The organism is Agrobacterium sp. 22-221-1 (assembly GCF_053522445.1).
In genome coordinates, this window is record NZ_JBNWCL010000005.1 from 73948 (window position 1) to 96457 (window position 22510).

General features: G+C 60.8%; 18 protein-coding genes. 17 read left to right on the forward strand and 1 reads right to left on the reverse strand.

The window, feature by feature from the left end; all coding sequences use genetic code 11:
- Positions 1–369 precede the first annotated feature (369 nt).
- The 13 genes from mraZ to ACQZ5N_RS09465 all read left to right on the forward strand — a co-directional run bounded on the left by mraZ (position 370) and on the right by ACQZ5N_RS09465 (position 15321).
- Positions 370–810 carry a division/cell wall cluster transcriptional repressor MraZ gene (gene mraZ / locus ACQZ5N_RS09405; RefSeq protein ID WP_003522190.1) on the forward strand — a complete coding sequence of 147 codons (441 nt, stop codon included), beginning with the start codon at positions 370–372 and terminating at the stop codon, positions 808–810.
- 14 nt (positions 811–824) lie between these two features.
- A complete protein-coding gene (gene rsmH / locus ACQZ5N_RS09410; RefSeq protein ID WP_003522191.1) occupies positions 825–1850 on the forward strand; it encodes a 16S rRNA (cytosine(1402)-N(4))-methyltransferase RsmH in 1026 nt (341 codons plus the stop codon).
- A 1-nt stretch (position 1851) separates the two neighbouring features.
- A complete protein-coding gene (gene ftsL, locus ACQZ5N_RS09415) occupies positions 1852–2406 on the forward strand; it encodes a cell division protein FtsL (protein WP_020811527.1) in 555 nt (184 codons plus the stop codon).
- Positions 2406–4148, forward strand: a complete 1743-nt coding sequence (locus tag ACQZ5N_RS09420) for a peptidoglycan D,D-transpeptidase FtsI family protein (protein ID WP_003522193.1) — start codon at positions 2406–2408, stop codon at positions 4146–4148. The genes ftsL and ACQZ5N_RS09420 overlap by 1 nt, the downstream gene beginning before the upstream one ends.
- A gap of 57 nt (positions 4149–4205) precedes the next feature.
- Positions 4206–5675, forward strand: a complete 1470-nt coding sequence (locus tag ACQZ5N_RS09425) for a UDP-N-acetylmuramoyl-L-alanyl-D-glutamate--2,6-diaminopimelate ligase (protein ID WP_448732758.1) — start codon at positions 4206–4208, stop codon at positions 5673–5675.
- Positions 5672–7105 carry a UDP-N-acetylmuramoylalanyl-D-glutamyl-2,6-diaminopimelate--D-alanyl-D-alanine ligase gene (locus ACQZ5N_RS09430; RefSeq protein WP_448732759.1) on the forward strand — a complete coding sequence of 478 codons (1434 nt, stop codon included), beginning with the start codon at positions 5672–5674 and terminating at the stop codon, positions 7103–7105. The genes ACQZ5N_RS09425 and ACQZ5N_RS09430 overlap by 4 nt, the downstream gene beginning before the upstream one ends.
- Before the next feature lie 23 nt (positions 7106–7128).
- Positions 7129–8229, forward strand: a complete 1101-nt coding sequence (gene mraY / locus ACQZ5N_RS09435; protein ID WP_003522196.1) for a phospho-N-acetylmuramoyl-pentapeptide-transferase — start codon at positions 7129–7131, stop codon at positions 8227–8229.
- Positions 8230–8232: 3 nt separating this feature from the next.
- Positions 8233–9642, forward strand: a complete 1410-nt coding sequence (murD, locus tag ACQZ5N_RS09440; RefSeq protein ID WP_448732760.1) for a UDP-N-acetylmuramoyl-L-alanine--D-glutamate ligase — start codon at positions 8233–8235, stop codon at positions 9640–9642.
- Positions 9643–9647: 5 nt separating this feature from the next.
- Entirely contained in the window at positions 9648–10802 is a 1155-nt protein-coding gene (gene ftsW, locus ACQZ5N_RS09445; RefSeq protein WP_003522198.1) for a putative lipid II flippase FtsW, read from the forward strand.
- 6 nt (positions 10803–10808) lie between these two features.
- On the forward strand, positions 10809–11945 hold the full coding sequence (gene murG / locus ACQZ5N_RS09450; protein ID WP_003522199.1) for an undecaprenyldiphospho-muramoylpentapeptide beta-N-acetylglucosaminyltransferase: 1137 nt from the start codon (positions 10809–10811) through the stop codon (positions 11943–11945).
- Positions 11942–13357 carry a UDP-N-acetylmuramate--L-alanine ligase gene (gene murC / locus ACQZ5N_RS09455; RefSeq protein ID WP_448732761.1) on the forward strand — a complete coding sequence of 472 codons (1416 nt, stop codon included), beginning with the start codon at positions 11942–11944 and terminating at the stop codon, positions 13355–13357. The genes murG and murC overlap by 4 nt, the downstream gene beginning before the upstream one ends.
- Positions 13354–14319 carry a UDP-N-acetylmuramate dehydrogenase gene (gene murB, locus ACQZ5N_RS09460; protein ID WP_020810676.1) on the forward strand — a complete coding sequence of 322 codons (966 nt, stop codon included), beginning with the start codon at positions 13354–13356 and terminating at the stop codon, positions 14317–14319. The genes murC and murB overlap by 4 nt, the downstream gene beginning before the upstream one ends.
- Positions 14320–14511: 192 nt before the next feature.
- Positions 14512–15321: a GGDEF domain-containing protein gene (locus ACQZ5N_RS09465; protein ID WP_031233977.1), complete on the forward strand. Its 810-nt coding sequence runs from the start codon at positions 14512–14514 to the stop codon at positions 15319–15321.
- Between the two features lie 116 nt (positions 15322–15437).
- Here ACQZ5N_RS09465 and ACQZ5N_RS09470 read toward each other — a convergent pair whose 3' ends face one another.
- Positions 15438–16742, reverse strand: coding sequence for an MFS transporter (locus ACQZ5N_RS09470; protein WP_448732762.1), 1305 nt, complete (start codon positions 16740–16742; stop codon positions 15438–15440).
- 543 nt (positions 16743–17285) lie between these two features.
- On the opposite strand from ACQZ5N_RS09470, the gene ACQZ5N_RS09475 reads away from it, so the two are divergent.
- From ACQZ5N_RS09475 to ftsZ, 4 genes are all read left to right on the forward strand, one after another.
- Positions 17286–18212, forward strand: a complete 927-nt coding sequence (locus tag ACQZ5N_RS09475) for a D-alanine--D-alanine ligase (RefSeq protein WP_003522204.1) — start codon at positions 17286–17288, stop codon at positions 18210–18212.
- Positions 18200–19132 carry a cell division protein FtsQ/DivIB gene (locus ACQZ5N_RS09480; RefSeq protein ID WP_035263162.1) on the forward strand — a complete coding sequence of 311 codons (933 nt, stop codon included), beginning with the start codon at positions 18200–18202 and terminating at the stop codon, positions 19130–19132. Before ACQZ5N_RS09475 ends, ACQZ5N_RS09480 begins: the two co-directional genes overlap by 13 nt.
- Positions 19129–20460 (forward strand): cell division protein FtsA, encoded by a 1332-nt coding sequence (gene ftsA, locus ACQZ5N_RS09485; protein WP_003513208.1) that lies wholly within the window; start codon positions 19129–19131, stop codon positions 20458–20460. Before ACQZ5N_RS09480 ends, ftsA begins: the two co-directional genes overlap by 4 nt.
- A 92-nt stretch (positions 20461–20552) precedes the next feature.
- Positions 20553–22313, forward strand: a complete 1761-nt coding sequence (gene ftsZ, locus ACQZ5N_RS09490) for a cell division protein FtsZ (protein WP_448732763.1) — start codon at positions 20553–20555, stop codon at positions 22311–22313.
- Positions 22314–22510 lie beyond the last annotated feature (197 nt).

The following is a 22510-nucleotide window of genomic DNA, read 5'->3' on the forward strand; positions in this document are numbered from 1 at the left end:
GTGCGGCTGAAATCATTTCCTTGTTTCAAAACAGAAAAACGGCGGTTTCACCGCGCCTTTGTGTGCCGTGAAAAAGCGTCTTTGCGGCTGAAGTAAACCATTCGTTAAACTTAACGGCTTATGAATTTCCGATGCGAAGTCGGTATCGTGCCGGCTTCTCCCATTGACGCCCATAGTGTCCCATGATATCCCAAATGCACACCACATTGGGTCGTGTTTTTGACCCGCAATCGCTGAAACGAGTGAGGAGCCTGCGAGGGGCTGCTGCAGGGCACGTCGCCCTGGCGCTTGGCGATGTGTCGTGCGTACCGGTGTCGTCTGCAAAGTGGATGGTTCTCTTTGCGGAATGCGGTTTTGGCGAGTTGAGTAATGGACCGCTTTTTATCGAACGTGACGAACAGGATCGACGCCAAGGGGCGCGTTTCGGTTCCGTCTCCGTTTCGTTCGGTGCTGGTCAGGCGCGGCATTCAGGAGCTTTATTGTCTTCAGGATTTCGCCTTTCCGGCAATCAGTGTCGGCGGTCCGGATTTGCTGGAGCGCTACGAGCGGCAGATCGCGTCGATGGATGCCTTCTCGCCCGAGGCGAACGCGATGTCGCTGCTGGTTCACGGCGGCGGCGTTTTCATGAAGCTCGACCAGGAAGGTCGATTGATGGTGACGGATTTCGTGCGGGAATTCACCGGCATATCCACCGAGGTCACCTTCGTCGGACGGGCGGATCATTTTCAGCTTTGGCAACCGAATGCGTTTTTGGCGGCGCAGGCGGAAGCAAGAGCGGGGCGCGGTTTTTCGGCTGCTCGCCCCGCCTAGGACGGGGACACGGAATGGCGGCGAATTCTGGCGGACGATCTTCTGATGCCGATGGCGGACCTCAGCGTCACATACCGGTCCTGCTTCGCGAAGTCATTGCCGCGCTTGAGCCATCATCCGGCAAGATCATTCTCGACGGCACGTTCGGCGCCGGCGGCTACACCCAGGCCATTCTCGATCAGGGCGCTGATGTCATCGCGCTCGACCGCGATCCGACCGCGATCGCCGGCGGTCAGGCAATGGTTGCCGCCAATGGCGGCCGGTTGAGCCTCATCCAGTCGCAATTCTCCGATCTCGCGAAGCATGCCCCGCAAGGCGGGCTCGATGGCGTCGTTCTGGATATCGGCGTTTCCTCCATGCAGATCGACGAGGCCGAGCGCGGTTTTTCCTTCCAGAAAAACGGTCCCCTCGACATGCGCATGTCGGGTTCCGGCGTTTCGGCGGCCGATGTCGTCAATCGTGCGAAGGTCAGCGATCTGATCCGCATCTTCGGTTTTCTCGGTGAAGAAAAGCAGCCGGGCCGCATCGCCCGCGCCATCGAGAAGAAGAGGGCGGAAGAGCCGTTCCGCACCACCCGCGATCTGGCGGGCCTCATCGAAATCGTCACGCCGCGTAAAGCCAAAGACAAGATTCATCCCGCAACGCGGGTGTTTCAGGCGCTGCGCGTTTTCGTCAATGACGAGTTGGGCGAGCTGGCGCAGGCGCTTTTTGCCGCCGAGCAGGTTTTGAAACCCGGCGGCCGGCTGGTCGTCGTCACCTTCCATTCGCTGGAAGACCGTATCGTCAAGAAATTCTTCTCCGACCGCTCGGGCAAGGCCGCCGGTTCCCGGCACCTGCCGATGGTGGAGGACAAGCCTGCCATTTTCGATAATATCGGCAAGCCGATGATCGCCGCCAGCGATGAGGAGGCGGAGCTCAATCCGCGTGCCCGATCCGCCAAACTGCGGGCCGGTCTGCGCACGACCGCACCGGCGCGCGCGGCGGACTATTCGATCTTCGAGCTTCCCGATCTCGCCAGCCTTGAAAAGATGGGAGGCTGATATGCTGCGCACTTTCGATGTCATATTGATGGGTGTGATGGTCGCCGCGGCCGTCGTCACCTATTCGATCAAGCACAAGGCCGATCTGAAGCTTGAGGAGGTCCGCAAGCTGGAGGCCGAGATCAAGCTTGAGAAGGATACGATTGATCTTTTGAGGGCCGACTGGGCGCTCTTGACGCAGCCGAACCGTCTGCACCGGCTCGTGAATGCCTATCAGGATGAGCTTGGCCTTTCGCCGACGCTGCCGACGCAACTGGCGCAGCCGCGCGAGCTGCCCATGCTGCGCTCGCAACTGCCGCAGCCGCCCGAGCCGGAAGGCATGAGCGTCGAGGATGTCATTGCCGCCGCCGTCAACGGTTCCAAGCCGGGTGCGACGCTTGGTGCGGCCACCAAAAAGAAATCACCGCCGGCGGGCCAGATTGCCGTCAACGGCACTCCGGTTCCGACACCTCGGGCGCGTGTTTCCCGTCCCACAGCGGCTCCGGCCGTCTCCGCCGTCGCGGGCGATGAAACCGACGACATGGATGACACGATAACAGGATCGGTGAACCGCTGATGTCTTTTCTCTCCCGCGTCATGGTTTTGAAGAGCAAGGCTCATTTTTCCGCCAGCACCACCGGCGTCTATACCGATCATGCGGCCTTTGAAGGCGCGCGCAAGAAGCGCGCCGCCCAGGCGAAAAGCCGCGTCGGCCTGATCATTTTCGGTTTCGTGGCCTTTTACGCCGTCGTTGGCGGGCGTCTCGTGCAATATGGCATGGCGGAGCAGGAAACGGTGTCGAGCATCGCACCCGCCGACCGCTTGATGGCGTCGCGCCCCGATCTTCTCGACCGCAATGGCGAGGTTCTGGCCACCGATATTCGCACTGTCTCGCTGTTTGCCGAACCGCATCGCATCGTCGATATCGATGAGGCTATCGAGAAGCTGCGGACGGTTCTGCCGGATCTCGACCAGCGCAGCACCTATCAGAAACTCTCCTCCAATTCGCGCTTCCAGTGGCTGCGCCGCCAGCTGACGCCGAAGCAGCAGAGCCAGATTCTGGCGCTCGGCATTCCAGGCGTCGGCTTCCGCCCGGAAAAGCGCCGCTTTTATCCCGGCGGGCCGACCGCCGCGCATGTCGTCGGTCACGTCAACATCGACAATCGCGGCGTTGCCGGCATGGAACGTTACGTCGACAGCCAGGGCCTTGCCGATCTGACCGCGCTTGGCATGACCAGCGACCAGCCGCTGGAGCCCGTGAAGCTTTCCATCGATTTGCGCGTGCAGTCCATTGTCCGCGAAGTCGTGACCTCGGCCATCACCAAGTTCCAGGCGATCGGCGCCGGCGCGGTGGTTCTGGATGTGCATACCGGCGAAGTCCTCGCCATGGCCTCCGTGCCGGATTACGATCCGAACAACCCGGCAGAAGGCGCCAAGGAAGGCTGGCTCAACCGCATGTCGAACGGCACGTTCGAAATGGGGTCCACCTTCAAGTCCTTCACCATCGCCATGGGCCTCGATTCGGGCCGCGTCCGTCTCGGCGATACCTTCGATGCGCGTTATCCGATCCGCATCGGCGGTTTCACCATCAAGGACTTCCACGGCAAGGGCCGGATGCTTTCGGTGCCGGAAATCTTCCAGTATTCCTCCAACATCGGTACGGCCAAGATCGCCGACACGGTGGGAACGGAAGGCCACAAGGAATTCCTCACCCGGCTTGGCCTTTTGACCCGCATGCAGACCGAACTGCCGGAAGTGGCTCTGCCGTCGCAGCCGCGCGAATGGAAGAAGATCAACTCGATTACCATTTCCTTCGGCCACGGCGTTTCCACGACACCGCTGCAGACGGCGGTTGCCGGTGCTGCACTGGTCAATGGCGGCAAACTGATCGAGCCGACTTTCCTGCCGCGCACCCGCGAACAGGCGGATCAGGTGGCGAAGCAGGTTCTGAAACCGGGCGCCAGCAAGGACATGCGTTTCCTGTTCGAATGGAACGGGGTCAACGGTTCGGGCCGCAACGCGCGCGTCGATGGTTTCAACGTCGGCGGCAAGACCGGCACGGCCGACAAGGTCGTCAACGGACGTTACGTGCACGACAAGAACTTCAACGCCTTCCTCTCGGCCTTCCCAATGGACGATCCGCAATATGTCGTGCTGTCCTTCATCGACGAGCCGAAGACGGACAAGGGCAATGGCGCGGCACTCGCCGGCACATCCGCAGCGCCGATGGTGCGCGATATCATCACCCGCACGGCGGCGGTGCTGGGCGTGAAGCCGAAGTTCGGCAAGGATGGCTCGGCCTTGCTCGTGTCTTATTGATTGTTAGCTTATGATGTTCCGGCGATTCGCGCCGGGGGGACAAGACGGACACAGTCGATGAATTTGCGAGATATATCCGGAAATGCGTTTCCGGAATTGAAAGAATTGCTCCTGTCTGAGATCGGGGCGATCGAAATCGGGGGGATCACCGCAGACAGCCGCAAGGCTGCGCCCGGCAGCCTGTTCGTGGCGGTTGCGGGCACCAGGGCGGATGGCGCCGCCTATGTGAAGGACGCGGTTGCCAAGGGCGCGGTCGCTGTCGTTTCCGGACACGCGCTGGATGCCGATGTGCCGGTGCTTTCGGTCACCGATCCACGCCTTTATCTCTCCCTTGCCGCTTCCCGTTTTTACGGAAAACAGCCGGAAACCATGGTCGCCGTCACCGGCACTGCGGGAAAGACGTCCGTTGCATCCTTCGTGCGGCAGATCTGGGCTTTCGCCGGCCATGCCGCAGCGCAGATCGGCACGACAGGTGTGATTGCACCCGGCCGCGAGGATTACGGCGCGCTCACCACGCCCGATCCGGTGACGCTGCATGCGCTTCTGGCCGAACTTGCCGCCGAAGGCGTGACGCATGCGGCGATGGAGGCGTCCAGCCATGGTCTCGACCAGCGCCGTCTCGATGGAGTGAGGCTGGCAGCCGCCGGTTTCACCAATCTCGGCCGCGACCACATGGATTATCACCCCACCGTCGAGGACTATATGGCCGCGAAGATGCGGCTCTTCGATACGCTGATGGAAAAGGGCGCTCCCGCCGTGATCTTCGCCGACGATCCATGGTCGCAACAGGCGATCCGCGCGGCGCGCGAAGCCGGTCTCGATGTGCGCACGGTCGGTCGCAAGGGCGAATATCTGGCCCTGAAGCGTGTCGAGCACTTCCGTCACAAGCAGATGATCGAAGTGCATCATGCCGGTGAGATTTATGAAGTCGACATCCCATTGGCGGGTGATTTTCAGGTTGCGAACGCTCTCGTCGCAGCCGGTCTTGCCATGTCCACCGGCGTTCCCGCGATAACCGCGCTGAAGGCGCTCGAAAAGCTGATCGGCGCCGCCGGCCGTCTGGAACTGGTAGGCCAGACGAAGAACGGTGCGCTTGCCTATGTGGATTATGCCCACAAGCCGGATGCGCTGGAAAATGTGCTCACCTCGGTCCGGCCCTTCACCTCGGGCCGCATCATCACCGTCTTCGGCTGCGGTGGCGACCGCGACAAGGGCAAGCGCCCGATCATGGGCGAGGTTGCGACGCGGCTTTCCGACATCGTCATCGTCACCGACGACAATCCGCGTTCGGAAGATGCTGCAACGATCCGTTCCGAAGTCATGGCGGCGGCACCCGGCGCATTGGAAATCGGCGACAGGGCGGACGCTATCCGCCATGCGGTGTCGCTGCTTTCGCATGGTGATACGCTGATCGTCGCAGGCAAGGGGCATGAAGAGGGGCAGATCGTCGGTTCGGTAACGCTGCCGTTTTCCGATCATGAACAGGTACGCGCTGCACTGGCAGGGCTGGAAGGATCGAAGATTTGAGCTGGTTATGGACAGTCGCCGACATGATCGCCATCACGGCAGGACGCCCCGTGGGCAACCTGCCGACCGGAATCACCGGCATTTCCATCGACAGCCGAACGGTCAAGCCGGGCGAAGCCTTCTTCGCCATCAAGGGCGACCGGGTGGACGGTCATGATTACACCAGCTTCGCCGTTGCGAACGGGGCGGGACTTCTGGTCGTTGCCGAGGCCAAGCTGCCGGCGCTCGGCCGCCTGACCGTGCCGATGATCGTGGTGGAAGACGTGCTTGCCGCACTCGGCAAGCTCGCCATCGCGGCGCGTGAAAGAACGTCGGCGCGCATCATTGCGGTGACCGGTTCGGTCGGCAAGACCACGACCAAGGAAATGCTGCGGCAGGCGCTCGCCCCTTCAGGCCGGGTGCATGCGGCGGTGGCCTCCTTCAACAACCATTGGGGCGTGCCGCTGACGCTGGCGCGCATGCCGGCGGACACGGAATTCGGTGTGTTCGAAATCGGCATGAACCATTCCGGCGAAATCCGGCCGCTGGTGAAGCTGGTGCGCCCGCATGTGGCGATCATCACGACCATCGCGCCGGCCCATCTCGGCAATTTCAAGAACATCGAAGAGATCGCCGCCGCCAAGGCGGAGATTTTCGAGGGTCTGGAGGAGGGCGGTTCCGTCATTCTCAACCGCGATAACGCCCAGTTCGAACAGCTTGAAGAAGCGGCGCAGGAACAGGGTATCGAGCATATCCTCACCTTCGGGCAGCACGCCAAGGCGGATTTCCGCCTCGCGGATTTCGAGAGCACGACGACGGGCTCGACGATCTGGGCGATCCTGAACGGCGAAACCAGCGAATTGCACATCAATATTCCCGGCCGGCACATTGCCGATAACGCCATGGCCGTGCTGGGCGCCGTTGCCGTCACCGGCGCCAATCTCGACCGCGCCTTCGAGGCGCTGGGAACGCTCGAGGCGGTAAAGGGGCGCGGCCGGCGCCATCAGCTGGCAATCAACGGCGGCACCTTCCTGCTGATCGATGAAAGCTACAATGCCAATCCTGCTTCCATGCGCGCGGCGATTGCCGTGCTGGCGGAAACGGAAACGCAGGGTCACGGTCGGCGCGTCGCCGTTCTCGGCGACATGCTGGAGATGGGCGAGTTTTCCGCGCAATTGCATGAAGAGTTGGCCGGGCCGCTGCTTGCGGCCGGTATCGAACATGTCTGGCTGGCGGGTGAGGCGATGGCGGCGCTGCGCGACGCGTTGCCGGACAGTGTCACCGTCATCTGGTTCCCGACGACGGCGGAACTGACCGATTTCGCCCTGCAATGGGTGCAACCGGGAGACGCGCTGATGGTAAAATCGTCACTTGGCCTCGGTTTCGGCAAGATTGTCGCCGCCCTGCTTGACAAGTATCCGGCATTCCCCGAGACGGAACGCCAAGTCTGAAATAGCCTTTTGAAAGGGCAATTATGCTGATCTGGCTCGTCGAACTGTCGGATAAAATTCAAATCTTCAACCTGTTCCGGTACATCACCTTCCGGGCGGGTGCTGCGATGTTCACCTCTGCGTTGATCGTCTTCCTGTTCGGACCGGCGATCATCAATTCGCTGCGCGTGCGCCAGGGCAAGGGCCAGCCCATCCGCGCCGATGGGCCGCAGACGCATTTCAAGAAGGCCGGCACGCCGACCATGGGCGGGCTGATGATCCTTGCCGGCATTCTCGGCGGTTCGCTGCTGTGGGGCGATCTGTCGAACGTCTATGTCGTCGCCGTTTTGATGGTGACGCTCGGTTTCGGAGCCATCGGCTTCTACGACGATTATCTGAAAGTGACGAAGCAGAGCGACAAGGGCTTTTCCGGCAAGGCCCGTCTCGGCATCGAATTCCTGATTGCGGCGATTGCCGTGTTCTTCATGATGAAGATGGCGCTCGCTTCCGCCCCGCATGGCGGCACGCTCGGCAGCTCCATCGCCTTTCCCTTCTTCAAGGAATTCGTGATCAATCTCGGCTACTTCTTCGTGCTGTTCGGTGCTTTTGTCATCGTCGGTGCGGGCAATGCCGTGAACCTGACGGATGGCCTCGATGGTCTCGCCATCGTGCCGGTCATGATCGCGGCCGCCACCTTCGGCGTGATCGCCTATCTCGCCGGCAACGCGGTTTTCGCCAATTACCTGCAGATCAACTTCGTGCCCGGCACGGGTGAACTCGCCGTCATTGTCGGCGCGGTCATCGGCGCGGGCCTCGGCTTCCTCTGGTTCAACGCGCCGCCCGCCGCCATCTTCATGGGCGATACGGGTTCGCTGGCGCTTGGCGGCCTCATCGGCTCCATAGCGGTTGCCACCAAGCACGAGATCGTCATGGTCATCGTCGGCGGTCTCTTCGTCATGGAAACCCTGTCGGTCATCATCCAGGTCTTCTGGTTCAAGCGCACCGGCAGGCGCGTCTTCCTGATGGCGCCGATCCATCACCATTTCGAGAAAAAGGGCTGGACGGAAAGCCAGGTGGTGATCCGTTTCTGGATCATCTCCGTTGGCCTCGCGCTGCTTGGCCTCGCCACCCTGAAGCTGAGGTGAGCGATGATCCCGGTCACGTCGTTCAAAGGTAAGAAGGTCGCGCTTTTCGGGCTTGGCGGTTCGGGTCTCGTCACGGCCCGCGCGCTGGTCGCGGGTGGGGCGGATGTCGTTGCTTTCGACGACAATCCCGACAGTGTCGCGAAGGCCGAGGCCGAAGGCATCAAGACGGCGGATCTTCGGACGATTGACTGGCCGAGCTTCTCTTCCTTCGTGCTCGCGCCCGGCGTGCCGTTGACGCATCCGAAACCGCACTGGTCGGTGGATCTTGCGAAGGCAGCGGGTGTCGAGATCATCGGCGATATCGAGCTTTTCATCCGTGAGCGCCGTGCGCACGCGCCGGATTGCCCTTTCATCGCGATTACCGGCACCAACGGCAAGTCCACGACGACGGCGCTGATCGCGCATATTCTCAAGGCTTCGGGCCGCGATACGCAGCTCGGCGGCAATATCGGAACGGCGGTGCTGAGCCTCGATCCGCCGAAGGCGCAGCGTTTCTACGTTGTCGAATGCTCGTCCTACCAGATCGATCTCGCACCGACGATCAATCCGACCGCCGGTATTCTGCTCAATCTGACGCCTGACCATCTCGACCGGCATGGGACGATGCAGCATTATGCCGATGTCAAGGAGCGGCTCGTGGCAGGCAGCGGCACGGCTATCGTCGGCGTCGATGACAGCCATTCTACGCTGATCGCCGACCGTATCGAACGCGCCGGTGTCAAGGTGGAGCGCATTTCCAAGCGCAATGTCGTTTCCGAAGGTCTCTATGCCGAAGGCAGCCGCATTTTCCGGGCGCATGGCGGCACTTCTTCGCTGCTCACCGATCTCGACGGTATCCAGACCCTGCGCGGCAGCCACAATGCGCAGAATGCTGCGGCGGCAATCGCCGCCTGCCTTGCCGTCGGCGTTTCCGAAGAGGAAGTTCGCGCAGGCCTGAAGTCTTTTCCCGGCCTCAAGCACCGTATGCAGCCGGTCGGCCGACGTGGCAATGTCACCTTCGTCAACGACAGCAAGGCCACCAATGCCGATGCTGCGGCACCCGCGCTTTCAAGTTTCGACCGTATCTACTGGATCGCCGGCGGTCTGCCCAAGGCAGGCGGCATCACCAGCCTTTCGCCGCTGTTTCCGCGCATCGCCAAGGCCTATCTGATCGGCGAGGCGGCAGCGGAATTTGCGGCGACACTGGGCGAAGCCGTGCCTTACGAAATATCCGGCACGCTGGACAAGGCCGTGCAACATGCGGCGGCGGATGCGGAAAAAGATGCGACGGCCGGCAATATCGTGATGTTATCCCCGGCTTGCGCAAGCTTCGATCAATATAAGAACTTTGAGATCAGAGGTGATTCGTTCGTCGCGCAGGTCGCGGCGCTCGATGGCATGACGATGCTGGTTGACTCTGGAAAAGGGGGCTGAAGGCCATGGTAAGCCGAGTTGATCGCGGTCCGGTCGCGGAATGGTTCTGGACCATCGACCGTTTCTTTCTGGCGGCGTTCATCGCGCTGATGGGCATCGGTCTGATGCTGTCCTTTGCGGCCTCGCCTGCGGTTGCCGAGCGCATCGGCCTCAACAGTTTCTTCTTCGTCGAGCGTCAGGCGATGTTCATGGTGCCCTCGCTGGCGATCATGGTCGGCCTGTCCTTCCTGTCGCCGCGTCAGGTGCGCCGCGTCGCGGTCATCATGCTCATCGCTTCGCTGCTGATGATGATCTTCGCGCTATTCTTCGGCATCGAGGTCAAGGGTGCACGGCGCTGGATTTCCATCGGCACCTTCTCGATCCAGCCGTCGGAATTCATGAAGCCGGCCTTCGTCATCGTCTGCGCCTGGCTGTTTGCCGAACGGGCGCGCCATCCTGAAATTCCCGGCAATCTCTTCGCCATCATCACCTTCGGCATCGTGGCGGCGCTCCTGATCGCCCAGCCGGACTTCGGCCAGACGATCCTGACGTCGGTGGTCTGGGGCGGCATGTTCTTCATGGCCGGCGTGCCGTGGTTCTGGATCATCATGCTCGGCGGCGTCGGCGTCGGAGGCATCATCTCCGCTTATCTGATGCTGCCGCACGTGGCCGGTCGTATCGACCGTTTCTGGACGGGCGAAGGCGATACGTTCCAGGTGGACACGGCGCGTGAGGCTATCATTCGCGGTGACTGGTTCGGACGCGGACCGGGCGAGGGCATCGTCAAGCGCATCATTCCCGACAGCCATACCGACTTCATCTTCTCGGTGGCTGCGGAAGAATTCGGCATCGTTTTCTGTATGTTCCTGGTGGCGATCTTCGCCTTCATCGTGCTGCGCGGCCTGTCGCACGCCTTCAAGGAAAAGGACGATTTCTGCCGCTTCGCCGTGGCCGGCCTCGTGCTGCAGATCGGCATGCAGTCTATGATCAATATCGGCGTCAATCTGGAACTGATGCCCGCCAAGGGCATGACGCTGCCGCTGATTTCCTATGGCGGTTCGTCGATGATGGCGATCTGCGTGACCGCCGGCTTCCTTCTGGCGCTGACACGCCACAGACCCGAAAAGCGGGCGCAGGAGCGGAGTTTCTTCCGCGTCGGTTCCGGCGTTCCCGCGGAGTAAACGATCATGAGCAAGGGTATTGTTCTTCTTGCCGCCGGGGGAACCGGCGGCCATGTCTTTCCAGCCGAGGCGCTCGCGCACACGCTGAAAGCGCGCGGTTATCAGGTGCACCTTGTCACCGACAGCCGCGCCGAGCGGTATGCGGGCAAGTTCCCGGCGGATGAAATCCATGTTGTGCCGTCCGCCACCATCGGCTCAAAAAACCCGATTTCCGTGGCGCGTTCGCTCTGGAAGCTGTGGGTTGGTCTGCGCGCCGCGCGCCGGCTGGTGGCAAAACTGAAGCCTGTCGCAGTTGTCGGTTTCGGCGGTTATCCCACCGTGCCGCCGCTTCTGGCATCGACCGGACTTGGCGTTCCCTCCATCATTCACGAGCAGAATGCGGTGATGGGCCGCGCCAACAAGGCGCTGGCAGGCCGGGTGAAAGCGATTGCCGGCGGTTTCCTGCCGCCCGCCAACGGTCAATATTCCGACAAGACGGTGGCGACCGGAAATCCCGTACGCCCGGCGGTGCTGGCGGCGTCGGAGATACCCTATACGCCCTCGCAGACGGGTGAGACATTCCAGCTTGTCGTTTTCGGCGGCAGCCAGGGTGCGCAGTTCTTCTCGAGCGCGGTGCCTGCGGCGATCTGCCTGCTGAAGGATGAGCAGCGCAAGCGCATCGTCGTCACCCAGCAGGCGCGGCCGGAAGACAAGGACAGCGTGATCGCCTCCTATCAGAAGCTCGGCGTGAAAGCGGATGTTTCGCCCTTCTTCGGCGATATGGCGTCGCGTATCGGCGAGGCCGATCTGGTTATCAGCCGCTCGGGCGCCTCGACGGTATCGGAGCTTTCGGTGATCGGCCGCCCGTCGATCCTCGTTCCCTATCCGCATGCGCTCGATCACGATCAGGCCGCCAATGCGGCAGCGCTTTCGGCGGCGGGCGGGGCAAGCGTCATCAAGCAGGCTGAACTGTCGCCGCAGAAGCTCTCCGGCCTGCTGTCCTCAGCGCTTTCGGAGCCGGATCGTCTTTCGGCAACGGCGGCGGCGGCAAAGGCGACGGGCAAACCGCATGCGGCGGATGTGCTGGCCGATCTGGTGGAGGCGATTGCTTCCGGCCGGTCCGTGCAGGAATTCAAGAAGAAGAATGAAGGAGTTGGGGCATGAAGATGCCGAAAGCCATAGGCCTTGTGCATTTCATCGGCATAGGCGGGATCGGCATGAGCGGCATTGCCGAAGTGCTTCACAATCTCGGCCATCGCGTTCAGGGGTCGGATCAGGCCGACAGCGCCAATGTGCAGCGCCTGCGCGACAAGGGCATCGAGGTTTTCGTCGGTCATACGGCGGATAATATCGGCGATGCCGAGGTCGTGGTCGTTTCCACCGCCATCAAGAAGAACAATCCGGAACTCATCGCGGCGCGTGAAAAGCACCTGCCGATCGTTCGCCGGGCCGAAATGCTGGCCGAGTTGATGCGTTTCCGTAACGCCATCGCAATCGGCGGCACCCATGGCAAGACCACGACCACCTCCATGGTCGCGACCTTGCTGGAAGCCGGCAATCTCGACCCGACCGTCATCAATGGCGGCATCATCAATGCTTACGGCACCAATGCCCGCATGGGCGCGGGCGAATGGATGGTGGTGGAGGCCGATGAATCCGACGGCACCTTCCTTAAGCTGCCGGCCGATGTGGCCGTCATCACCAATATCGATCCGGAACATCTCGACCATTACGGCAATTTCGATGCCGTGCGTGCTGCCTTCCGTCAGTTCGTCGAGAACGTGCCTTTCTACGGTTTCGGCGTCATGTGCCTCGACCACCCGGAAGTGCAGGCGCTGGTCGGCCGCATCGAGGATCGCAAGGTCATCACCTATGGCGAGAACCCGCAGGCCGATGTGCGGTTTTCGAATGTGCGCATCGACGGCACGCGCTCGGTATTCGACGTGGAAATCCGCCGTCGCCGTACCGGCAAGATATTTTCCTTCAAGGACCTCGTCCTGCCGATGCCCGGCCGCCATAATGTGTCGAATGCGACGGCGGCGATTGCGGTTGCCAATCGTCTCGGCATTTCTGAAGCCGACATCAAGAAGGGCCTTGCCTCCTTCGGCGGCGTCAAGCGGCGCTTCACGCTGACGGGCGAAGCCAACGGCGTACAGGTCTTTGATGATTACGGTCACCATCCAGTGGAGATCAAGGCCGTGCTGAAGGCGGCGCGGGAGGCCTGCAAGGGCCGCATCATCGCCGTACACCAGCCGCACCGCTATAGCCGCCTTTCCAGCCTGTTCGACGATTTCGCGCATTGTTTTAACGATGCCGACACGATTATCCTTGCTCCGGTCTATGCCGCGGGCGAAGATCCGATCGAAGGCGCGAGCTCGGAAGCGCTGGTTTCGGCCATCAAGGCCGCCGGCCACCGTGACGCCCGTTTTCTCGAGAAACGTGAAGATCTCGCCTCAGTGGTTGCAGGCATTGCGAATCCGGGTGATTTCGTGGTTCTCTTGGGGGCTGGAAATATCACGCAATGGGCAGCAGTACTGCCTTCGGAATTGAAGAGCATATCAGGAAAGTCTGAATGAGACAGGTCGATGGGGTTAAATTGCTGGGGAGGCTCGGCGACGGGGTAAATGAATTGCGGGGACGTCTGACACCGGATGCGCCCATGGACCGCGTGACGTGGTTCAGAGCCGGCGGTCTCGCGGAAGTCATGTTCCAGCCGCACGATACCGACGATCTGATTGCCTTCCTGAAAATTCTGCCGGAAGACGTGCCGTTGACCGTGGTTGGCGTCGGCTCGAACCTTCTGGTGCGCGATGGCGGCATTCCGGGCGTTGTCGTCCGTCTGTCGGCCAAGGGCTTCGGCCAGGTGGAGCTTGCCGGTGAAAACCGCATCAAGGCGGGCGCGATCTGCCCGGACAAGCATATTGCTGCGATGGCCATGGATAATGGCATCGGCGGTTTCCATTTCTATTACGGCATTCCCGGCTCCATCGGCGGTGCGCTACGTATGAATGCGGGCGCCAATGGCGGCGAGACGCGCGAGCGTGTCGTGGAGGTCTATGCGGTCGACCGTCAGGGCAACCAGCATGTGCTTTCGAACGCCGATATGGGCTACAGCTATCGCCATTCCGGCGCCGATGCGGGCCTGATCTTCACGGGCGCGCTGTTTGAGGGTTATCCCGAAGACAAGGCGAAAATCCGTGCCGATATGGATGCCGTGCGCCACCACCGCGAAACCGTGCAGCCGATCCGCGAGCAGACGGGCGGTTCCACCTTCAAGAATCCCGAAGGTCATTCCGCCTGGGAGCTGATCGATGAGGCGGGCGGTCGCGGTCTGGTCATCGGCGGCGCGCAGATGTCGTCGCTGCATTGCAATTTCATGATCAATACCGGCCATGCGACCGGTTACGATCTGGAATATCTGGGCGAGACCATCCGTAAGCGCGTGTTCGAAAAGTCGGGCATCCGGCTGGAATGGGAAATCAAGCGGCTTGGCCTTTTCATGCCGGGCCGTGAGGTGGAGCCTTTCCTCGGAAGCTGAAATCCGGTGTTGTCCGGTATAGTTGGCGACAAAACCTTGCGTTGATGCGGCCGTTGGCGCTTATCGTAACGGTCGATCAATGGTTATGGTCTATAGCAAGATGAAAGTGGAGAGGGTGTCGGCCCTCTCCCATATTTTAGACGATTTATATTAGAGTTTTCGACGACGTTAGATGATTGGGCGCTGCTGGGGATGGTATTGGGTCTCTGGAAAAAACTGATCGAGATGATGAGTTTTTCGATTGCGACGTCGGAGCGCCGCCGGCGGCTTGAACCGCTGGAATTTGCAATCCGGGTCGCCTGTGTCGTCACGGTCATAGCTGTTCTTATCTGTTTTTTCGGTCTGCTTCTGCTGGCGGAGTTCGGGCTGGTAACGGATCTCGTCAACGGGCTTATCCTTGGCATCACCCTGTCCGCCGCTATCTCGTTTACGATAACGCTGCTGGTTTGCTGGCTGAATGCCAGGGAAGTGAAGCTTCTGGCGCAATCGCATGAGCGATTTCTGTATCTGAGCCATACGGACGCCTTGACGGGCCTCAGCAATCGCCTTGGGCTTTATGCCGGATGTATCGATCTCGGCCCGCATTATTGCGTCGCCTTCCTCGATATCGATCATTTCAAGTCCGTGAACGACAGGTTCAGCCATCTGGCAGGCGATGCGGTGATTTCCAGTGTCGCACAGCGGATACGCGCTGCCTTCGCTGCCTCCGCCAGCGTTGCCAGAATGGGTGGCGAGGAGTTCGTTGTCGTACAGGAAACCGGGCTGCAATCGTTCCTGGACGTTTGCGAAAGGCTGCGTGCGAGTATCGAGGCCGTGCCGGTCGATTATCAGGAGATGCGGATCGGTGTCACCATATCGATTGGCGTTGCTGTCCGGAAGGATGCCGAAGTCTTCGAAAAAGTCCTGCACAATGCCGATCTGGCGCTCTATCAGGCAAAGGGAACGGGGCGTAACCGCATCTGCGTGTCAGGCCAGCGCGACATCCGCCAATCCGTCGCCTAGCGTATTTCCAACAAGGCCGGGAAGAGATGCGCTGTTGCGCTGTCGGGCGCAGATATGAAAAGGCCCGCGAAACCTCAAGTTCCGCGGGCCTTCTTGTATTTGGAACCCTGCGTGGCTCAGACTTCGTCCTTGCGGGACAGAAGGATGCAGGCGAGCGTGATGAGCGCCGATACGCAGAGATAATAACCGACATAACCCATGCCGTAATTCACCTGCAGCCATGTGGCGATGTAAGGCGCGAGCGATGCGCCGAAGATGCCGGCCATGTTGAAGGTGATGGACGAACCGGTGTAGCGCACGCGGGTCGGGAAGGGGGCGGCGAGTGCCGTTCCGATCAGGCCGTAGGTCATGCCCATCAGCATCATGGCAAGAGCCGCGAAGACGAAGATCGAGCCTTCGCTACCGGACATCAGGCCGGGCAGCAGGAAGGAGAACAGGCCGATCAGCACCGTCGTCAGGATCAGGATTTCACGGCGACCGAATTTTTCGGCAAGCTTGCCGGCGATCGGAATGAAGATGCCGAAAACGATGGAGCCGAGGATCTGCACTTCCAGAGCGTCGAGGAACGGGATTTTCAGGACCTTGACGTTGTAGGACAGAAGATAGGCGGTGCCGATGTAGAAGAGCACGAAGGTGGCCAGCGCCACGAAGGTGCCGAGCACGAGGCTGCGCTTGTGGTTGCGGAACAGTTCCGCGACCGGCACGGCCACACGTTCTTCCTTTTCGATTGCCTTCTGGAAGTCGGGCGTTTCGGTGATCGACAGGCGAACCCACATGCCGACCGCGATCAGGATGATCGAAGCGACGAAGGGAATGCGCCAGCCCCAGCTCAAAAGCGCTTCCTGAGACATGAAGTGCAGCAGGATCCAGAACACGCCAGACGAAAGGAACAGGCCAACGGGTGCACCGAGCTGCGGGAACATGCCGTACCAGCTGCGCTTGCCCGGAGGTGCGTTTTCCGTGGCGAGCAGGACGGCGCCGCCCCATTCTCCGCCGAGGCCGAAACCCTGACCGAAGCGGCAAAGCGCGAGCAGCAGCGGGGCCAGAACGCCGGCGGTCTCATAGGAGGGCAGGAGGCCGATCACGACCGTCGAGACGCCCATCGTGAGCAGGGCGGCGACAAGGGTGGTCTTGCGGCCGACGCGGTCGCCATAGTGGCCGAAGACCACAGCGCCCAGCGGGCGGGCGAAAAAGGCGATGGAGAAGGTGGCGAAGGACGCCAGAAGCGCCGTCATCGGGTCATTGTTCGGGAAGAACAAAGTGGGGAACACGAGCACTGCGGCCGTGGCGTAAACGTAGAAATCGAAAAACTCGATGGTCGTGCCGACCAGGCTGGCAGTGAGAACTCGTGCAGGCGAATTTGTCTTTACAACGTTCGAAGTGTCAGCGGTCGGCGATACCGGAGATATCGCGTCGGTCATGGTATTGGTTCCATTTTGGATGATTGCAATGTCATGCCTTGGGAGGCGACGACTGCGTTAACGCAATTTTTGTTCTTATGGAATGCTAAAAAAGAAATAATGCAGATAATGTGATCCATCAGTGTGACACGTGTGGTTATGCCTCTCGGGGATGCTTTGGCGATTGAGAGACTGATTCAGGCCGCGGTTTTAAAACGCTGAAACGCCAGATAATTTTCCCTGGGGAATAATCCCGTCTGTTAACGTTTCGGCCTTGCCTTTATCGCGGAGCGGCAGACGCACGAGCGCCGTTTTATTTCCGATCATTGAAAACCTGCATGTTGCAATCCATGCAACTCTCTGATTCCAAGGAGGGAATCCGGATCGGTGCTGATTCTTTAACGAAACTCGGCACGTTGGACGCGGCGGTTAACGAAAGTAAACGATTCATTAACCTTAATGGCGTTTAACTGATCTCAAGGGTCATGTGCCAGAATCACCGTTCGTCAAATTCGGTCGGTTCGGAGCGTGGTTCGTAACGGAGAGTTGGTGTCAGAGGTATCGATGAGCGGCAAGCACGTAGCTGTTCTTTTGGGTGGATTTTCGTCGGAGCGGCCGGTCAGCCTGTCGTCGGGCAACGCTTGCGCGCAGGCTCTGGAAGACGAGGGCTACAAGGTCACCCGGGTCGATGTGGGGCGCGATGTCGCCGCCGTCCTTGCCGAGCTGCGCCCGGATGTGGCTTTCAATGCGCTGCACGGTCCCTTTGGCGAAGACGGCACCATTCAGGGCATCCTCGAATATCTCGCCATTCCCTATACGCATTCCGGCGTGCTCGCTTCCGCACTCGCCATGGACAAGGCGCAGGCCAAGAAGGTTGCCGCTGCTGCCGGCATCCCGGTGGCTGCCGAGCGCGTCATGAACCGCTTCGATTTCACCAGCGAACATCCGCTTGCACCCCCTTATGTGGTGAAGCCGGTGCGTGAAGGTTCGAGCTTCGGTGTCGTGATCGTCAAAGAAGACCAGTCGCATCCGCCGCAGATTCTCACCTCGTCGGAATGGCGCTACGGCGATCAGGTCATGGTCGAGCGCTATATTCACGGCCGCGAACTGACCTGCGGTGTGCTCGACGGCGAGGCGCTGGGCGTCACCGAAGTGGTGCCGCTCGGTCACAATTTTTATGATTATGATGCGAAATATGCGGCTGGTGGCTCGAAACATGTCATTCCCGCAGAAATTTCACCGAAAATTTACCAAAAAATTCAAACACTGGCGGTTATGGCGCATCGGGCGATCGGATGCCGTGGCGTAAGCCGTTCAGACTTTCGTTACGACGACCGTTTCTCAGAAGATGGCGAAGTTATCTGGCTTGAAGTGAATACGCAGCCGGGCATGACGCCGACCTCCCTGGTGCCGGAAATGGCGGCTCATGCTGGCCGCTCCTTTGGTAACCTTGTCAGCTGGATGGTGGAGGACGCTTCGTGTTTGCGGTGATCGGCAAAAAGTCGACGGCAAAAAAGCGTGAACAATTCGCGGCGGCGGCCAGCGCCGACGACCGCATGGTGTTGCCGCGTCCTCTGCGTCGCTTCGTGCGTTTCGGTGTCAGCCTTGCGACCGGACGCATTCACATTCCTGCCCATACCGGTACGATCTCGGCCGTCGCCTTTTACGCGGTGACCGGGCTTTACGGCATGTCGCTCGGCGGGCACACCAATATCGTTACCCAGACCACGACATCGGCCGCAGGCTTTGCGGTCGAGGACGTGAAGGTTTCCGGCAATCTGCAGACCTCCGAAATCGAAGTGTTCCAGCTTCTTGGCCTCGATGGCAGCACCTCGCTGATCGCGCTCGATATCGATGCGGCACGCCGCAAGCTGGTGCAGCTTCCCTGGGTGGAAGATGTCGATATCCGCAAGGTGTACCCCAAGACCGTGGAAGTCCGGCTGAAGGAGCGTCAGGCCTTCGGCATCTGGCAGCATGGAACGGAACTGTCACTGATCGAAAAAAGCGGCAGCGTGATTGCGCCGCTGCGGGACAATAAATTCGCCTCCCTGCCGCTCTTCGTCGGCCGCGACGCGGAAACGGGTGCTGCCGGTTTCGTCGAGCAGCTGGCCGACTGGCCGGAAATCCGCAACCGTGTCCGCGCTTATGTCCGCATTGCCGGCCGCCGCTGGGATCTGCATCTCGATAACGGCATCGTCGTCAAGCTGCCGGAAGAAAATCTGCCGCAGGCGCTGCAATTGCTGGCGCGGCTCGATCTCGAGGAAAAGGTGCTGTCGCGCGATGTCGCCGCCGTCGATCTCCGGCTTGCGGACCGCACCACGATCCAGTTGACCGAGGGCGCCACGGAACGCCGTCAGGCCGCTGTCGATGCGCGCACCAAGGCTCTCAAGAAGGCGGAGAAGAACACATGAGCTTTTTCGGTTCTTCCCATTTCGGCCTGCCTCGCCTGAAGCCGCTTTCTTCCAAGCGCAGCCACATCGTTTCGGTGCTGGACATCGGCTCGACCAAGGTCGTGTGCATGATCGGCAGGCTGACGCCGCGCCAGGAAAGCGAAATCCTGCCCGGTCGTACGCATAAGGTCGAAATCATCGGCATTGGCCATCAGCGTTCGCGCGGCGTGAAATCCGGCGTGATCGCCGATCTCGATGCGCTGGAAGGCGTCATCCGTCTTTCGGTCGATGCGGCCGAGCGCATGGCGGGGCTTACCGTCGACAGCCTGATCGTCAATGTTTCGGCAGGAAGACTGGCGAGCGATATCTATACCGCGAGCATCGATCTTGGCGGCCAGGAAGTGGAAGCAAGCGATCTGCGCAAGGTTCTGGTGGCGGCAAGCCAGCAGTCCATGCGTCAGGACCGGGCGATCCTGCATTCTTTGCCGACGGGTTATTCGCTGGACGGCGAGCGCGGCATTCGCGATCCGTTGTCGATGTATGGCGACCTTCTCGGTGTCGATATGCATGTCGTGACGGTCGAGCGCACGGCGCTGAAGAACCTCGAGCTTTGCGTCAATCGCGCGCATCTTTCCGTCGAGGGCATGGTGGCGACGCCCTATGCCAGCGGTCTTGCGGCGCTGGTCGACGATGAAGTCGAACTCGGCTGTGCGGCCATCGACATGGGCGGCGGCACCACGACGATCTCGGTTTTCGCCGAAGGCCGGCTCATTCACACCGATGCGATCGGCCTTGGCGGCCATCACGTTACGACAGATCTTGCACGTGGCCTCTCGACACGAATCGAAGATGCGGAGAGACTGAAGGTGGTGCATGGTTCGGCTTTGCTGAATGGCGCGGATGAGCGCGACATGATTTCGATCCCGCCGATTGGCGAAGACGATCGCGATCAACCATCGCAAGTTTCAAGAGCACTTGTAACCCGCATCGTGCGGGCGCGTATCGAAGAGACGCTGGAATTGATCCGTGATCGTATCCAGAAGTCCGGCTTCAGCCCCATCGTCGGCAAGCGCGTTGTCTTGACCGGCGGCGCAAGCCAGCTGACGGGGCTGCCGGAAACGGCACGGCGCATTCTCGCCCGCAACGTTCGCATCGGCCGCCCCATGGGTGTGGCCGGTCTTCCGGTCGCGGCGAAGGGACCGGCATTTTCAACCGCCTGCGGACTGATGATCTATCCGCAGGTGGCGGACATCGAAATTCATGCGGCGCAAGGCGGAATGTTCTCGCCGTTTGGTACGGGTAGCGGCCGGATAGCCCGGGTGGGGCAATGGCTGAAAGAGAGTTTTTAAGTGGCCTCGTGGCGTAAGCCGGAGGTTTCAGAGTTGAGTTTTCAAGAATCGGCCAGCGGGGCGATGCGGCCAGAGAAAGAAGGAATGCTAAAATGACGATACAGCTGCAAAAGCCTGATATCACCGAGCTGAAGCCACGCATCACTGTTTTCGGTGTCGGCGGTGGTGGTGGTAACGCTGTCAACAACATGATCACGGCTGGCCTCCAGGGCGTCGACTTCGTCGTCGCCAATACGGATGCGCAGGCGCTGACCATGACGAAGGCAGACCGGGTCATCCAGCTCGGCGTCAACGTCACCGAAGGCCTCGGCGCCGGTTCCCAGCCGGAAGTCGGCCGAGCCGCCGCTGAAGAATGCATCGACGAGATCATCGATCACCTGAACGGCACCCACATGTGCTTCGTCACCGCCGGCATGGGCGGCGGCACCGGCACGGGTGCTGCTCCGGTTGTCGCTCAGGCAGCCCGCAACAAGGGCATCCTGACGGTTGGCGTCGTCACCAAGCCCTTCCACTTCGAAGGCGGCCGCCGCATGCGTCTTGCCGAACAGGGCATCGAGGAACTGCAAAAGTCCGTCGATACGCTGATCGTCATTCCGAACCAGAATCTCTTCCGTATTGCCAATGACAAGACGACCTTCGCCGACGCCTTCGCCATGGCCGACCAGGTTCTCTATTCGGGCGTTGCCTGCATCACCGACCTGATGGTGAAGGAAGGTCTCATCAACCTCGACTTCGCCGACGTTCGCTCGGTCATGCGTGAAATGGGCCGCGCGATGATGGGCACCGGGGAGGCTTCCGGTCCGGGCCGTGCGATGCAAGCTGCGGAAGCGGCAATCGCCAACCCGCTGCTCGACGAAACCTCGATGAAGGGCGCACAGGGCCTGCTGATCTCCATCACCGGCGGTCGCGATCTTACCCTGTTCGAAGTCGACGAGGCTGCGACCCGTATCCGCGAAGAAGTCGATCCGGACGCCAACATCATCCTCGGCGCAACCTTCGACGAAGCTCTGGAAGGTCTCATCCGCGTCTCCGTAGTGGCGACCGGCATCGACCGCGTTGCTGGCGTCGGCGAGCAGAACGTTGCCGATATGCGTGCCGCAGCAGCCGTTGCCAAGCCGCTTATCCGTCCTTCCGCGGCCGTTGCTTCCGCTCCGGCCGCAGTTCAGCCTGCTCCAGTAGTATCGCAGGCACAGAAGGCCGTAGACCCGATCGCCCAGACCATCCGTTCGGCGGAAGCCGAAATGGAACGCGAACTCGGTTTCGCCGCACACCAGCAGCCGGCTCAGGATTTCCGTCCGCAGAGCAAGCTGTTCGCATCTTCTCCGGCTGAAGCGCCGGCGGCTCTCCGTCCGGCCCAGCCGGTTCAGCAGGCTGCTCCGGCACCGGTCGCTCCGGCGCCCGTCTACCATGCTCCGGAACAGGTTGCCGCTCCGGCGCCGCGCATGCAGCAGCCGCAGGCTCCTGTCTACCAGGAACCCGCACCGGTTGCCCGCCAGCCCGAGCCGGTACGCATGCCGAAGGTCGAAGACTTCCCGCCGGTCGTGAAGGCCGAGCTGGACCACCGCACCCACGCCGCTCCTGCCGCTCAGGAAGAGCGTGGCCCGATGGGTCTTCTGAAGCGCATCACCAACTCGCTTGGTCGCCGCGAAGAAGAAGAAGTTCCGTCCGACATGATGGATGCGCCGAGCATGGCGCCGCAGCAGCGCCGCGCCCCGCTTTCGCCGGAAGCCAGCCTCTACGCACCGCGTCGTGGCCAGCTTGACGATCACGGCCGCGCAACGCCTGCATCGTCCAGCCATCACGACGACGACCAGCTGGAAATCCCGGCCTTCCTGCGCCGCCAGTCCAACTAAGGGCGATTCCATCCGCCTCTTCGAACGCCCGGGTTTCACGATCCGGGCGTTTTGTTTATTTTGCGTTATTAACACTAAATTAATTCGCTTTTTCAAAGGTTTACGCGTGTAACAATCCGAAACGAACAGTGATTTGTCGTGGCACCTACATGTGCGTATGTATGAGGCTGGGTAAAGGAAAACACGGACTTGGCCGG